General features: G+C 64.3%; 12 protein-coding genes. 5 read left to right on the top strand and 7 right to left on the bottom strand.

Going from position 1 to position 12,459, the window contains the following annotated elements:
• Nucleotides 1-52: 52 nt before the first annotated feature.
• The 3 genes from QCE58_RS19355 to QCE58_RS19345 form a co-directional block, all read right to left on the bottom strand.
• The gene (locus QCE58_RS19355; RefSeq protein ID WP_008347756.1) at nt 53-2,122 is read right to left on the bottom strand and encodes a bifunctional diguanylate cyclase/phosphodiesterase; all 2,070 of its coding nucleotides are present in this window, start codon (nt 2,120-2,122) and stop codon (nt 53-55) included.
• A 106-nt stretch (nt 2,123-2,228) separates the two neighbouring features.
• Nucleotides 2,229-3,500, bottom strand: coding sequence for a cardiolipin synthase (gene cls, locus QCE58_RS19350; RefSeq protein WP_175980618.1), 1,272 nt, complete (start codon nt 3,498-3,500; stop codon nt 2,229-2,231).
• Nucleotides 3,501-3,578: 78 nt separating this feature from the next.
• Nucleotides 3,579-4,358: a DUF4410 domain-containing protein gene (locus QCE58_RS19345; protein WP_250436391.1), complete on the bottom strand. Its 780-nt coding sequence runs from the start codon at nt 4,356-4,358 to the stop codon at nt 3,579-3,581.
• Nucleotides 4,359-4,616: 258 nt separating this feature from the next.
• Here QCE58_RS19345 and QCE58_RS19340 point away from each other — a divergent pair, with 258 nt between their 5' ends.
• On the top strand, nt 4,617-5,405 hold the full coding sequence (locus tag QCE58_RS19340; RefSeq protein WP_008347750.1) for an SDR family NAD(P)-dependent oxidoreductase: 789 nt from the start codon (nt 4,617-4,619) through the stop codon (nt 5,403-5,405).
• A gap of 5 nt (nt 5,406-5,410) precedes the next feature.
• Here QCE58_RS19340 and QCE58_RS19335 read toward each other — a convergent pair whose 3' ends face one another.
• The gene (locus tag QCE58_RS19335) at nt 5,411-6,832 is read right to left on the bottom strand and encodes a UdgX family uracil-DNA binding protein (protein ID WP_034470996.1); all 1,422 of its coding nucleotides are present in this window, start codon (nt 6,830-6,832) and stop codon (nt 5,411-5,413) included.
• Nucleotides 6,832-8,043 carry a putative DNA modification/repair radical SAM protein gene (locus QCE58_RS19330; RefSeq protein WP_250522255.1) on the bottom strand — a complete coding sequence of 404 codons (1,212 nt, stop codon included), beginning with the start codon at nt 8,041-8,043 and terminating at the stop codon, nt 6,832-6,834. The genes QCE58_RS19335 and QCE58_RS19330 overlap by 1 nt, the downstream gene beginning before the upstream one ends.
• 113 nt (nt 8,044-8,156) lie before the next feature.
• On the opposite strand from QCE58_RS19330, the gene QCE58_RS19325 reads away from it, so the two are divergent.
• The 3 genes from QCE58_RS19325 (at nt 8,157) to QCE58_RS19315 (ending at nt 9,408) form a co-directional block, all read left to right on the top strand.
• Nucleotides 8,157-8,378: a hypothetical protein gene (locus QCE58_RS19325; RefSeq protein WP_008347744.1), complete on the top strand. Its 222-nt coding sequence runs from the start codon at nt 8,157-8,159 to the stop codon at nt 8,376-8,378.
• Nucleotides 8,379-8,485: 107 nt separating this feature from the next.
• The gene (locus tag QCE58_RS19320) at nt 8,486-8,800 is read left to right on the top strand and encodes a hypothetical protein (protein WP_250457194.1); all 315 of its coding nucleotides are present in this window, start codon (nt 8,486-8,488) and stop codon (nt 8,798-8,800) included.
• A gap of 308 nt (nt 8,801-9,108) precedes the next feature.
• Nucleotides 9,109-9,408, top strand: a complete 300-nt coding sequence (locus QCE58_RS19315; protein ID WP_008347741.1) for a hypothetical protein — start codon at nt 9,109-9,111, stop codon at nt 9,406-9,408.
• 10 nt (nt 9,409-9,418) lie between these two features.
• Here the strand turns inward: QCE58_RS19315 and QCE58_RS19310 are convergent, their stop codons facing one another.
• Together QCE58_RS19310 and QCE58_RS19305 are read right to left on the bottom strand one after the other, a co-directional pair.
• Nucleotides 9,419-10,351 (bottom strand): aldose 1-epimerase, encoded by a 933-nt coding sequence (locus QCE58_RS19310; protein WP_250522254.1) that lies wholly within the window; start codon nt 10,349-10,351, stop codon nt 9,419-9,421.
• Nucleotides 10,348-11,148: a phytanoyl-CoA dioxygenase family protein gene (locus QCE58_RS19305; RefSeq protein ID WP_008347737.1), complete on the bottom strand. Its 801-nt coding sequence runs from the start codon at nt 11,146-11,148 to the stop codon at nt 10,348-10,350. Before QCE58_RS19305 ends, QCE58_RS19310 begins: the two co-directional genes overlap by 4 nt.
• Nucleotides 11,149-11,359: 211 nt before the next feature.
• Between QCE58_RS19305 and QCE58_RS19300 the strand changes: the two genes are divergently transcribed.
• Nucleotides 11,360-12,448 carry a LacI family DNA-binding transcriptional regulator gene (locus QCE58_RS19300; RefSeq protein WP_008347735.1) on the top strand — a complete coding sequence of 363 codons (1,089 nt, stop codon included), beginning with the start codon at nt 11,360-11,362 and terminating at the stop codon, nt 12,446-12,448.
• The last annotated feature ends 11 nt before the right edge of the window (nt 12,449-12,459 follow it).

Genomic DNA, 12,459 nt, shown 5'->3' with positions numbered 1-12,459 from the left:
CTTTGGGCTCGTTTCGTGAAATCCTGATTTCACAGGATTCCACGACCAAAAATCAAACACCGACAGCAGCCTTCTCCAGCATCCCCCCAAACGCATCCGCCGACAAAGGCATCGCCAGCAAGAACCCCTGCATCTCATCGCACATCATGTCCTGCAAGCGATCGAGCTGCGACCCGGTCTCGACGCCTTCCGCCACGACATCCATATCGAGCGAATGCGCGAGCGCAATAATCGCCGATACGATCGCGCGCCCCTCCTGCCCGTTCTCATCCAGCCCGTTCGTAAAGAACCGATCGATCTTCAACTGCTTCGCGCGAAACCGCTGCAAATACGCGAGGCTCGAATATCCGGTGCCGAAATCGTCGATTGCGATCTCGAAACCATTCTCCTGAAACGCGCGAATCATCTCGATGGTGCGCGGCGCGTCCTGCATCGCCACCGACTCGGTGATCTCGAACATGATCTGCTCGCTCTCGACGCCTTCCTCGCGCACGATCGTCATGATGTTCGCGACAAGATCCGCCTCGTGCATCTGCCGCGGCGACAGGTTGATCGCCACCTTCACCGGCGGACGCCCTTCCGCGCGCCAACGCGACATGTGCCGGCACGTTTCGCGCACGACCCAGTATCCGATCTGAACGATCTGTCCGGAACGCTCCGCGATCGGGATGAACTCGAGCGGCGTCAACGTGCCGATCTCCGGATGATCCAGCCGGATCAACGCTTCCGCGCCCGCCAGCTCGCCGCTTTTGCCTCGGAACTTCGGCTGAAACAGAAGATAGAAATGGCCGCCATTCAGCGCCTCGTGCAACGCCTGCTGAATCTGCAACGTCCGCACCGCCGCCTCGTTCATGCTCGCCTCGAAGAAGCGATAGGTGCTGCGCCCGCCGCGCTTCGCTTCGTACATCGCGACGTCCGCGTGCTTGAGCAGCGATTCGACGCTGTCGCCATCCTGCGAAAAGAGCGCAATGCCGATGCTCGGCATCACCTGCAACGGATGACTCCCGACGACGAGTCCCTTTTTCATCGTATCGAGGATGCGTTCGGCCATCTTCTCGGCATCCGTCGGCGCGTGCAGGTGTTCGAGCATCACGACGAACTCGTCGCCGCCCAGACGCGCCACCGTGTCGCCGCCGCGCACGCATTCCTGCAGACGTCGCGCGAATGCCTTCAGCACTTCGTCGCCGACCGTATGGCCCAACGAGTCGTTGATCGTCTTGAAGCCATCCAGGTCCATGAAGAGAATCGCGAAACGGCTGTCGCTGTGCCGCGCGTTTCGAATCGCGCGATCGATGCGCTCGTTCATCGTGCGGCGGTTCGGCAGGTCCGTGAGCGTATCGAAGGTCGCCATGCGTACGATCTGCCCGTTCAGCCGCGACACCGAACCTGCAAGCAGCGCCGTGCGCGCATCGAAGCGCGACAGCACGAGCGTGATAATCAGAATGGTCAGCGTGAATAGCACGACAGTCGTCGCGAGCCAGCGCGAGTCGATGTCGTTGGCCGCGCCGCAGATCGAGCCCGGCAGAAACTCCGCCGCCGCGTTGCCCGTGTAGTGCATGCCGGTGATCGCGAGGCCCATCACCAGCGCCGACCCGAGTCGCTTGGCGAGCACGTTGGTCTGGTTCGCATCCGAGAGCGTATGGGCGATCCACAACGCCGCCCCCGATGCGACCACCGCAATCACGATCGACGCCGCGAACAGCAGCGGATCGTACGTGATCGCGGGCTGCATCCGCATCGCGGCATCGCCCGTGTAGTGCATCGCCGCGATGCCCGCGCCCATCAAGAGACTGCTCGCGACGAGGCGCTTCATCGTCAGACGCCTGCTCGTGATGACGAGCAGCGCGAAGAACGACACGAGCACCGCGATGCCGAGCGACCCGGCGGTGATCTTCAGGTCATAGCCGAGCGGGATAGGCAATTCGAACGCGAGTACGCCGATGAAATGCATCGACCAGATGCCGATGCCCATCGACGCCGCACCGCCCGCGAGCCAGACGTGCCGCGTGCGCGACTGCGCAAGCGATGCGATGCGGCCCGAGATATCGAGCGCAGTAAAGGAAGCGAGCGTGGCGACTACGAGCGATGCCGCGACCAGCCAAAAGTTATAGGTGCCGTGCATGATTGCCGTAGACCGAGAGACCCGTTTGCGTGAGCGTCTTATCGGCTTTCGTCAGGCGATCTTTAGGCCAAGATGAGAAATATTCGCAACACGGAATGCGCGAAAGTCAAAGCTGCGGATCGAGCAGCGCGGCCACGCGCTCCAGCAGCTTCTCGGTGAGCGAACGGCGGCGCCAGTCTTCGAACGTGATGCGTTTCGCGCGGGCGACGTCGTCATCGAAAATCGCCGTTTGCTGGCGCGCGAAGTCGCGGTCGTAGATGTTCAGATTGGCTTCGTCGTTCAGCTTGAAGGAGCGGCTGTCGAAATTCGTCGAGCCGACCGACACCAGATACTCATCGACGACGATCAGCTTGCAGTGGAACATCGTCGGCTGATATTCGAACATTTCGACGCCCGCCGCGAGCAGGTCGCCCCAGCACGCGCGCGATGCCTCGCGCACCGTATGCGTGTCGATGCGCTTGCCCGGCGTGATGATGCGAACCCGCACGCCGCGCCGCGCCGCCTCGACGATCGCGTTGATCGTCAGCTTGTCCGGCACGAAGTACGCGCTCGACAAGTGGATGGAACGCGTCGCCGCGGTGATCGCCATGAGGTACATCAGCTGCATGTCGTCGCTGCCGCCGGACGGCGAGCTGCTGAACATGTGCGCGAAGCCGCCGCCCGCATCGTCGATGTCCGGGAAATAGCGCGGGCCGTGCAGCACGTTGCCCGTCGTCTTGATCCAGTTGTCCATGAACACGGCCTGCATCTGCCCGACGGCCGGGCCTTCGACGCGAAAATGCGTGTCGCGCCAGTGCTTCTCGTCCTGCGCGTGTCCGGTCCATTCCTCGGCAATGCCCACGCCGCCCGTGAAGCCGATGCGCCCGTCGATTACGAGCAGCTTGCGGTGCGTGCGGTCGTTCATGCGGCCGAGCCCGGTCCAGTGCGGCTTGTGATACTGGATCACTTCCGCGCCCGCGTCGCGCAGCATGCGCAGATAGCGCTTGTCCATCTTCGACGTGCCGACCCAGTCGAGCAGCACATGCACCGATACGCCCGCGCGAGCCTTGTCGGAGAGCGCCTGCGCGATTTGCTCGCCGATCGCGCCCGACCAGTAGATGAAGGTTTCGAAGGTGATCGTCTCTCGCGCCGCGCGAATGCCTTCGAGCATCGACGGGAAAATCTCGTCGCCGTTCACGAGCACCTCGAAGCGGTTGCCGCCGACCACGGGCGGACCGAGCAGCAAGCCCATCGAACGGAGAAACTGCGGGTCGTCGCTCGCGTACAGCCGTTCGATCCTGTGCTCGATCTTCTTTTCGCCGCTCGTCAGATTTGCGATCACCAGCACGACGACGAGCGTCACGACAACGGTCAGGACAATCAGGGCAATCGTCGGCATGCGCGGCCTCGCGAAGCGAACATTCGTCCGGATTCTAGTGCAAGCACGTTCCGGACCGCGCAACGGCCGCCGCTTTCCTTAGCTCTTCGCCGGCATCCAGCCCTGCTCCTGGCCGAGCTTGGCGATCTGCTTGGCGATGGTGTCGCCGAGGCGCTTTTCATCGGACGACACATCCGCGTGCTTCGTCTCCGACACCGCGTGCAGCCCGCCCGACACCGCGAGCGATGTCGCGACGTGCCCCGCCGCCGCGCCGACGCCCGCCATTTCCGCGACGCCCGGCGCGTGGCCGCTGTCGGCTTTCGCGTCGAATTGTTCGAGCAGTTGCGGCACGCCGTTCGCGGGCTTGAGGACGAGCTGCACCGTCGCGCCGACCTTGCTTTCGCCCGCGCCGAGGCCGATCACCATGCGGCGGCGGCGATTGCCCGCATCGATCGTATTGATGCTTCCTTCGACGACGAGCACGCTCCGATCTTGCGGCGGCGGCACGTCGGCGCGGATCGCGGGCAGACCCATCGATTGCAGTTTGGCGACGATTTCGTTCGCAACTTCCTCGCGCGCCGCGATGGCGTCTTGCGTCTGCTTCCGCGCTTGCGAATCGCCGGACATCGCCGAGCCGAGCTTCGAAATCAGGCCGTGATTGTCGAGCTTGACGTCGTTCGCGTCGCTGGCGAATGCGTAGACGTAGATCGTGTCGGGGCGCACGGCGGGCGCAGCCGCGACGGTCTGCACGTACTGCCCGTATTGATTCGATGCCTGCGCCGGATTGCTCGCGCATCCCGCAAGCAGCGCCGTGCCGACGACGAAACCGGCGAGCGCCGCGCCGCGCACTTTCTTGAACAAGTTGATCGAGCTGGACATGTTGCACCTCCTGTGTGGATTAGTGGATGCGTGACACGGCTCGGTTCTCGCTGCTGCATCTGCTTCGTTTCACGCTGGACGCAACTATGGACGATGACCGCGGCGGAAGCCATCGAGCATTTATGTCGCGGGGTTTCACGGGCGGCGAACGCTTGCCGGACGCGGCTTCAGCAACGTACTGCGCTTATGGCTAACATCCCGGAACGCGTCGTGGCGAAATCGCCGGCGCATTCCGCCAACCCAATCGAAGGAGCAGATATGGATCTCAAGATCGGCAACAAGCTCGCGCTGGTATCCGGATCGACGAAGGGCATCGGACATGCCATTGCCGTGGCGCTCGCGCGAGAAGGTGCGCGCGTGATCATCAACGGCCGTTCGCAGGCGTCTGTCGATGCGGCGCTGGCGAAACTGCGCGAACTCGTGCCCAACGCGCAGGGCGAAGGCTTCGCCGGCGACGTCTCCGACGCAGCGCAAGTCGACGCGCTCGTGAAGCGCTTTCCGCACGTCGATATTCTCGTGAACAACATGGGCATCTTCGATCCGAAGCCGTTCGAAGAGATTCCCGACGACGAATGGCTGCGCTTTTTCAACACCAACGTGATGTCGGGCGTGCGCCTGTCGCGCGCGTATCTGCCGAAGATGAAGGAGAAGAACTGGGGCCGCGTCGTGTTCATCAGCAGCGAGAGCGGCATTCAGATTCCCGTCGAGATGATTCATTACGGCGTGACCAAATCGGCGCAGATTTCGCTCGCGCGCGGCCTCGCGGAAACCTGCGCGGGCACCGGCGTGACCGTCAATTCGGTGCTGCCGGGGCCGACGAGCTCCGAAGGCGTCACCGAGTTCGTCGAGAAACTGTCGGGCGGCAAGAGCTTCGGCGAATTCGAGAAGCAGTTCTTCGAAGAAGCGCGGCCCACGTCGATTCTCAAGCGCTTCATCACGCCCGAGGAAATCGGCAGCATGGTGGCGTACGTGTGCTCGGAGCTTTCATCGGCGACGAACGGCGCGGCGTTGCGCGCGGATGGCGGCGTCGTGCGCGCGGCGTTCTGAGCGCGCTAGGCCTTCAACGACGACGCCAGCTCCAGCGCCGCAACGATAGCCGCGACGGTTTTTTCGCGCGCGGCTTCGTCGTTCTGGCGCAGCGCGTAGGACGGGTGATACGTCGCGACGACCAGCTTGTCCCGATACGGCACGACGCGCCCGACATGCGCCGAAAGCGTCGCGCGCCGTCCGAAAAGCGCGGCCAACGCGGTCGCGCCGAGCGTGACGATCACCTTCGCGCCGACGTCGTGCAGTTCCTGTTCGAGCCAGTACGAACAGGCTTCGACCTCCTGCTGCGCGGGCGTCTTGTGCAGACGGCGCTTGCCGCGCGGCTCCCATTTGAAGTGCTTCACCGCATTGGTCAGATAGACGTGCTCGCGCACGACGCCGGCACGCTGCATCGCGTCCTGAAGCAGCTGCCCGGCCGGTCCGACGAACGGCTCGCCCTTCAGATCCTCCTGATCGCCGGGCTGTTCGCCGAGCAGCATGATGCGCGCATCGGACGGACCGGCGCCGTGCACCGCCTGCGTCGCGTTGCGCCACAGATCGCAGCGGCGGCAAGTATCGAGCGATGTGGGCGCGTCCCGCTCCGGCTGCGCTGCGAGCGCATCGACCTGAACCGCCTTGCCGCCGAGCGCGCCGACGTTTTGCGCCTGCGCGACGCGTCGCGCGCCGCCGCGCGCATCGCTGACGAGCTTCGGGATCAGTGCGCCTTCCGGCAGCCCTTTCCAGAAACGCACCGGCATATGCTGTTCGAGCGCGGATTCGTTCAGTCGCGCCGGATTGAAGATGCTGCGGTAGTAGGTCATCCAGAGCGCTTCGGCGGCATCCGGCAAGACCGCCGCATGATCCGACGCCAGCGCGCGGCCGCGCTCCAGTTGCAGGCGCTCGCCGTCGAACATCGCGGCGCCGTCGGGCGTTGCGATGAGCCACGTCGAGCGTCCCATGCGCGCGGCGAAATGCTCCGCGCCCCACGCGAGCACGTCGTGATCCGGCTCGTACCACGCGACGAATTCCGGCGCGCCGAGCGACGCGTCGCGCTGCCGGAAGCGCACATACGCGATCATGTCGTGCTGCGCGCGGCGCACCGCCTTCGCCATCTTGTAGAGGCGCGCGCCGTCTTCATCGGCGGGCGATGCCACCGAGCGGTCGCCCTGCGCCCAGCGCCACAGCACGCGATATAAAAAGCTCCAGCGGCGCGCGTCGCGAAAATGCGCGGCGTCTTTCAGCAGCGATGCGAGTTCGCGCGACACGCGGATAGGCGGCGCATCCGCTGCCTTCGCCGCTTTCGCCGATCGCGCCGACTCGTTGAACAACGCCGGCTCCGCCTGAGCCGTACGCCAGTCGATCGATTCGGGCGGGAGCTTTTGCGCGAGCGCATCGAGCGCGGCGACGCGCCAGGCGTCGAATTCGTCGTCGATGGCGATGACGTGCATCAGATCAGCGAGAGCTGCACCGGGCCGGTCGCGAGCGCGCGCCGCAGACTGTCCGAAGGCGCTTCGTCGAGCGGCGGCCGGTAATCCGCCGTGACGACGAACGGCTTCACCTTGTCCATGCCGCAGCGCAGCCGCACGAGATCGTGATAGCGCACGCGCCGCTCGCGCCGCAACTCCACGATGCGCTTCGCGTTGCGCATGCCGATGCCCGGCACGCGCGCGATCATGCGTGCGGGCGCGGCGTTCAGATCGACGGGAAAGCGCTCGCGATGCGCAAGCGCCCACGCGAGTTTCGGATCGACATCGAGCGGAAGGTTGCCGGCATCGCCGAGCAGTTCGGCGGCGGCGAAACCGTAGCCGCGCATCAGAAAATCCGCCTGATACAGCCGATGCTCGCGCAAGAGCGGCGGCGCTTTCGACGGCACGCCCGAGGGGCTGTCAGGAATCGGGCTGAACGCCGAGTAATACACGCGCTTTAGCTGATAAGAGCCGTACAGCGTTTCGGCGGTGCCGAGGATCGTGCGGTCGTCGGTTTCATCGGCGCCGACGATCATCTGCGTGCTCTGCCCCGCCGGCGCGAACTTCGGCGCGCGCGGCTCCGCTTCCGATTCCTCGCGCGCGACGCGGATGTTGCCCATCGCCAGCTTGATCGTGCGGCCGCTCTTTTCCGGCGCGAGCCGCTCGAGGCTGATTTCCGTCGGCAATTCGATGTTCACGCTCAGACGGTCGGCATAGCGTCCCGCTTGCGCGATGAGTTCGGGATCGGCATCGGGAATCGTCTTCAGATGGATGTAGCCGCGAAATCCGTGCTTCTCACGCAGCAATTTCGCGACGAGGACGAGCTGCTCCATCGTGTAGTTCGACGAACGAATCACTCCGGAACTGAGAAACAACCCGTCGATGTAATTGCGACGGTAAAAATCCAGCGTGAGCGTAACGACTTCTTCCGGCGTGAAGCGCGCACGCGGCACGTTACTGGACCGGCGATTGATGCAGTACCGGCAGTCGTACAGACAAAAGTTCGTCAGCAAAATCTTGAGCAGCGAGACGCAGCGCCCGTCGGGCGTGAAGCTGTGGCAGATGCCGGAGCCGGTGCTCGCGCCGAGGCCATCGACGCCGCGCGACTCGCGTTTGGGCGCGCCGCCGCTCGCACACGACGCGTCGTATTTGGCGGCGTCGGCGAGAATTTCGAGCTTTTCGGAGAGATCCATCTTGATTATGGTACTGTATGTTTATACAGTACCTCACGAGAGGCGCGGAGTCAAAGGTAATCACGGCATCGCACGCTTCGCGCCTGCCCTCGCAATCTCTTTCGGAGCCTTTCATGCGATTCGACTACAAGACGTTTCACATCGACTGCACCGCCCATCACGACGAAGACGGCAGCTACTACGCGCACGCACGCATCACGCGTCCGGCGGACGAGCGCACCGCGCATGCGGAAGTATTCGAATCCGGCGAGCTGGATGCGTTCGCGAGCGAGTCGGATGCCGTCCATTGCGCGCGGGCGTGGGCCATCGAGTGGTGTGACGAGGCGACTGCATGACAATTCGATTTCTTCCCGCGGCACGGTGATTGCGCAATGTAATCTGCGACGCCGCAGCTTTGCGCAAGGCGGCGCGCATCGAGATCATTGATCAACGGGAGGAAACCATGAAGAACGCCAAGAGAAGTTTGATTGTGTCGGCCATGATTCTGGGCTTGTCGGGCGCGGCATTCGCGCAAGGCGCGGGCGGCGGTGCCGGCGGCGCGGGTGGCGCAGGCGCGGGTGGCGGCACCGCGGGCGGCAACGGGGCCGGTCAGGGCGGCACCGGAATGGGCACGCCGAACAGCAACGGTGTAACCGGCTCGACGTCGGGCGCATCGGGCTCGAACACGATGGATTCGTCCAAGGGCAGCAGCAAGATGCACAAGAAGGGCAGCTCGGGATCGAACATGTCGAGCGGCACCTCCGGCAAGTCGGAATAAACATATTGAGTTTCCACGTTTCGGCGCGCCCGGCCTTTCGCAAGTCCGGGCGCGTTTTTCGTGCTTCTTCTTTAAACCCGCACGCCTATCCCCACCAAGGTATCCCTGCCAGATAGGGATTTCTCGCGCCTTCCCATCGCCGTAAGGTAATCCCCGAGCGCCATTCGTCGCGCCCGGTGCGTCGTCATTTGTCGCGTCGGACGAAGCGAGCTCGCGCTCGATCCATTCATCCGTCCATCGGCAAAGCGGCAAGGAGTCCGAGACTCGCGTTCCCGGCTGCTTGTGCATTCGTTTCAAGGAGCTGGAACATGAAGGCAAAGATCAACCCGAAATTTCTCGCGATGATGGCAGCATGCGCGGTCGTGTCAGGAATCGGTGTCGCGCACGCGCAAGGCATGCCCGCCGATGCGCAGCAACTCGTCCAGACGATGCGCCCGATGTACATGTCGCAGGCCATGCCCGATGAATCTCAGACGCAAACCGCCGCGACGCCGCAACAAGCCTCCGGCGGCGACTCCGCGTACGGCGGCATGAAGCCCGCCTCCGCGAGCGGACATCGCGATAGCGACTGCAGCCCGGCGAACTGCAACGTTTTCTTCGGTCAGTAGGCGCGACGCCTTATTCCGTGTGAGTCGTCCAGGCGAATGTCGCGCTGACCGACTCGCCCGGTTCCAGCACCGCGCCGCCCTTCGCGGCGCGGTCGACATCGAGATTGACCCAGTCCGCCACGTTGCTCACCGGCTCAACGCAGAGCAAATCGGGATGCGACTTCGGTGCATACACCACCAGGGCATCGAACGGCGCTTGCGCGCTGAGCGCGACCGCGCGGCGTTCGTCGGGCCACGCGATCGTCGCCGTGCGCGACCAACCGGCGAAGTTGTTGTCGAGATCGAAGGCATCGGCGGACATGCCTTCTTGCGACGCCATCGCATCGACGCACGGATGCGCGCCCGCATGCGTGGGCAGCAGATCGGGCGTGCTGTGCCACATCGACGCGACGCGTGCGTGAACGCGCGTATTGCGCGTGCGCGGATAGTACGGGTGATGTCCCATGCCGAACGGCATCGGCCGATCGGACAGGTTGCGCGCGGAGAGCGTCACGCTTAGCGTGTGGTCATCGAGCGCGATGTCCTGCGTCGCCTCGTATGCGAACGGCCAGTGACGCGCGGCATCGCGCGAGGGTTCGTGCAAAAAATGCAGACGCGCGCGCGCGTCCGACACATCGCCGACACGCCACGGCAAGCGCCACGCGTTGCCGTGCAGCGCGTGCGCAAAGGCGTTGCCGTCGCCGGAAAGATCGATGAGCGCACCGTCGAACACGAAGCGCGCATCGCGGATGCGATTGCAGTACGGCAGGAGCGGAAAGCTCGCCATGCCGAGCGGATCGCGTGCGGCCAGCGCGGCGGGCGTCGCGGGACGCAACCAGTCGATCGTACGTCCGTCGCGCGTTTCGTCGAAGGCCGCGATCGATCCGCCCACGTGCGGCGCAAGCAGCACGCGCCGCGCGCCATGACGCAGTTCGACGAGCGGATCGGACGGCGCGGCGCTCAATATGCAAACTGCCGATAGCTTTCGTCGAAGGTGCGCGCCGTCGTTTCCACCTGAGGATTGAAGCGCAGCAGCCGCCGCGCGCGCGGAGGCAACGCGGCGAAGACGTCGCGCGGCACGTCGATATGCACCTCGGGCCGGAAATACCACGCGCGGCTGTAGCCGATCACGACCATCGGACGCGGCTCGCCGATGAGATTCGGCGTACCGCGATGCAGGCCGCGCACATCGCGAATCATCACGTCGCCGACTTTCATCGGCACGCGCTCGGCGGGGAAGCGCCCTGCTTCGAGACCGGCCAGCGCCTCATCGCGCGACATGCGATGCGTGCCACGCGTCGTTTCGAGCGGACCGTTGCGGTCATCGACATCGACGAGCGGGAAATTCACCGCGAGCTGAAACGAAGGCGTTTCCGGCGCATCGTCGAAGAGCGGCGGCGTATCGCGATGCCAGTCCTGGAACTCGGAGCCGAGCACCGGGGTGTCGGTGGCGAGCTGGCACATCACCGGATCGCGCCCGGCCACGCGTTCGACGATCCCGACGATGTCTTCATCGCAGAAGACCGACGGGTCCGCGAACTCGCCTTCGAACGGCAGCGTGACGTAATAGCGGCCCGGTCCGCGATTGCCGCTCGCCGACGCCTCGCGCGCTGCATCGACGTGCGGTTGCAGAAGCGGCGCGAACGCATCGCGCCATGCGTCGATCGTCGCGCGCGGGAAATGATCGCGCAGCAGGACGAAGCCGTCTCGTTCGAACGCTTCGGCGAGCGCGTCTCGCGCGCTCTCGTCGTACTTGCCCATGCACTTTCTCCTCGTTGCGAGTGCGAAAACAGAATCGCATGCGTGTAATCCGCTCGTCAATATTATTAGTAATAACCAGTGAAAACCCTGAGCAGAAATGACCAATAAAAACGTGCTTTCCGCGTCGTTCATCACTAATATTAGTGGCAAGTTTCTCCGGCCCGCGAGACAGGTTTCGCGCAGAGTTCAGCCGCCCGGCGCGGCACGCACAATGAAAAAATCCACGCAACGCCGCCCGACGATGACCGACATCGCGAAGCTCACCGGAGTCTCGCAATCGACGGTCTCGCTCGTGCTGAACAACGCAAGCGGCGCGAAGTTCTCCGACACCACGCGCGACAAGGTGCTGCGCGCCGCGCAAGATCTCGGCTATCGCATGACGCAGCGCGAACCGGTCGCCGCGCTCGATAGCCAGCGCGAGCGCAATCTGATCGTCTATCTCGCCGACGAAATTTCGACGAGCCCACATCCGGTCGTAAGCATCGACGGCGCGCGGGACGCGGCCTTCGCCAACGGGCGCATGCTCGCCGTCTATTCGACGCACGGCAATGCGGAGATCGAGGCGCGCGTGCTCGACGCGACGCTCGGCAATCCGAACGTGCTCGGCGTGATCTACGCGACGGTCTATACCCGCCGCGTCACGCTGCCGGCCGTGCTCGCCAAGGTGCCGACCGTGCTGCTCAACTGCTACACGAGCGATGCGAGCGTGTCTTCGGTGGTGCCGGCGGAAGTCGCGGGCGGGCACACCGCGACGGATCATCTGCTGGCCGCGGGGCACAAGCGCATTGGCTATATCAACGGCGAGCCGTGGCAGGACGCGGCGCGCGATCGTCTGAAGGGCTATCGGACCGCGCTCGCCACAGCCGATCTGCCGTTCGCGCCGGAACTGGTGCGCGAAGGCGACTGGAGTCCCGACACCGGCTTCGAACAGACGCTCTCGCTAATGCGCGAGCCGAATCCGCCGACCGCGATCTTTTGCGCGAACGACCTGATGGCGCTCGGCGCGATCGAGGCGTTGAAGCAACTCGGACTGCGCGTGCCCGACGATGTATCCGTGCTCGGCTACGACGATCAGGAAATCGCGCGGCATACGCATCCGCCGCTTTCGACCGTCGTGCTGCCGAACTATGAGCTAGGGCGCTGGGCGGTCGAGACGCTGCTGCAGGAAGAAGAGAACCGGGCCGCGGGCGCGCCCGTTCGGCGTCGCACCGTGAAGCTGGACGGACCGCTGATCGAGCGCGGCTCCGTCGCGGAAAACACCGAGGCGAAACAGTTGGCCATTAATAATATTAGCGATTGATCGTTAATGAA

The organism is Caballeronia sp. LZ028 (assembly GCF_031451415.1).
Classification (GTDB): domain Bacteria; phylum Pseudomonadota; class Gammaproteobacteria; order Burkholderiales; family Burkholderiaceae; genus Caballeronia; species Caballeronia zhejiangensis.
This window is presented reverse-complemented; position numbering and strand designations above follow the sequence as displayed.

Bases quoted from the DNA above. Each gene is read 5' to 3' on its own strand.
- QCE58_RS19355 (WP_008347756.1), bottom strand. From the start codon at position 2,122: ATGCACGGCACCTATAACTTTTGGCTGGTCGCGGCATCGCTCGTAGTC.
- cls (WP_175980618.1), bottom strand. From the start codon at position 3,500: ATGCCGACGATTGCCCTGATTGTCCTGACCGTTGTCGTGACGCTCGTC.
- QCE58_RS19345 (WP_250436391.1), bottom strand. From the start codon at position 4,358: ATGTCCAGCTCGATCAACTTGTTCAAGAAAGTGCGCGGCGCGGCGCTC.
- QCE58_RS19340 (WP_008347750.1), top strand. From the start codon at position 4,617: ATGGATCTCAAGATCGGCAACAAGCTCGCGCTGGTATCCGGATCGACG.
- QCE58_RS19335 (WP_034470996.1), bottom strand. From the start codon at position 6,832: ATGCACGTCATCGCCATCGACGACGAATTCGACGCCTGGCGCGTCGCC.
- QCE58_RS19330 (WP_250522255.1), bottom strand. From the start codon at position 8,043: ATGGATCTCTCCGAAAAGCTCGAAATTCTCGCCGACGCCGCCAAATAC.
- QCE58_RS19325 (WP_008347744.1), top strand. From the start codon at position 8,157: ATGCGATTCGACTACAAGACGTTTCACATCGACTGCACCGCCCATCAC.
- QCE58_RS19320 (WP_250457194.1), top strand. From the start codon at position 8,486: ATGAAGAACGCCAAGAGAAGTTTGATTGTGTCGGCCATGATTCTGGGC.
- QCE58_RS19315 (WP_008347741.1), top strand. From the start codon at position 9,109: ATGAAGGCAAAGATCAACCCGAAATTTCTCGCGATGATGGCAGCATGC.
- QCE58_RS19305 (WP_008347737.1), bottom strand. From the start codon at position 11,148: ATGGGCAAGTACGACGAGAGCGCGCGAGACGCGCTCGCCGAAGCGTTC.
- QCE58_RS19300 (WP_008347735.1), top strand. From the start codon at position 11,360: ATGAAAAAATCCACGCAACGCCGCCCGACGATGACCGACATCGCGAAG.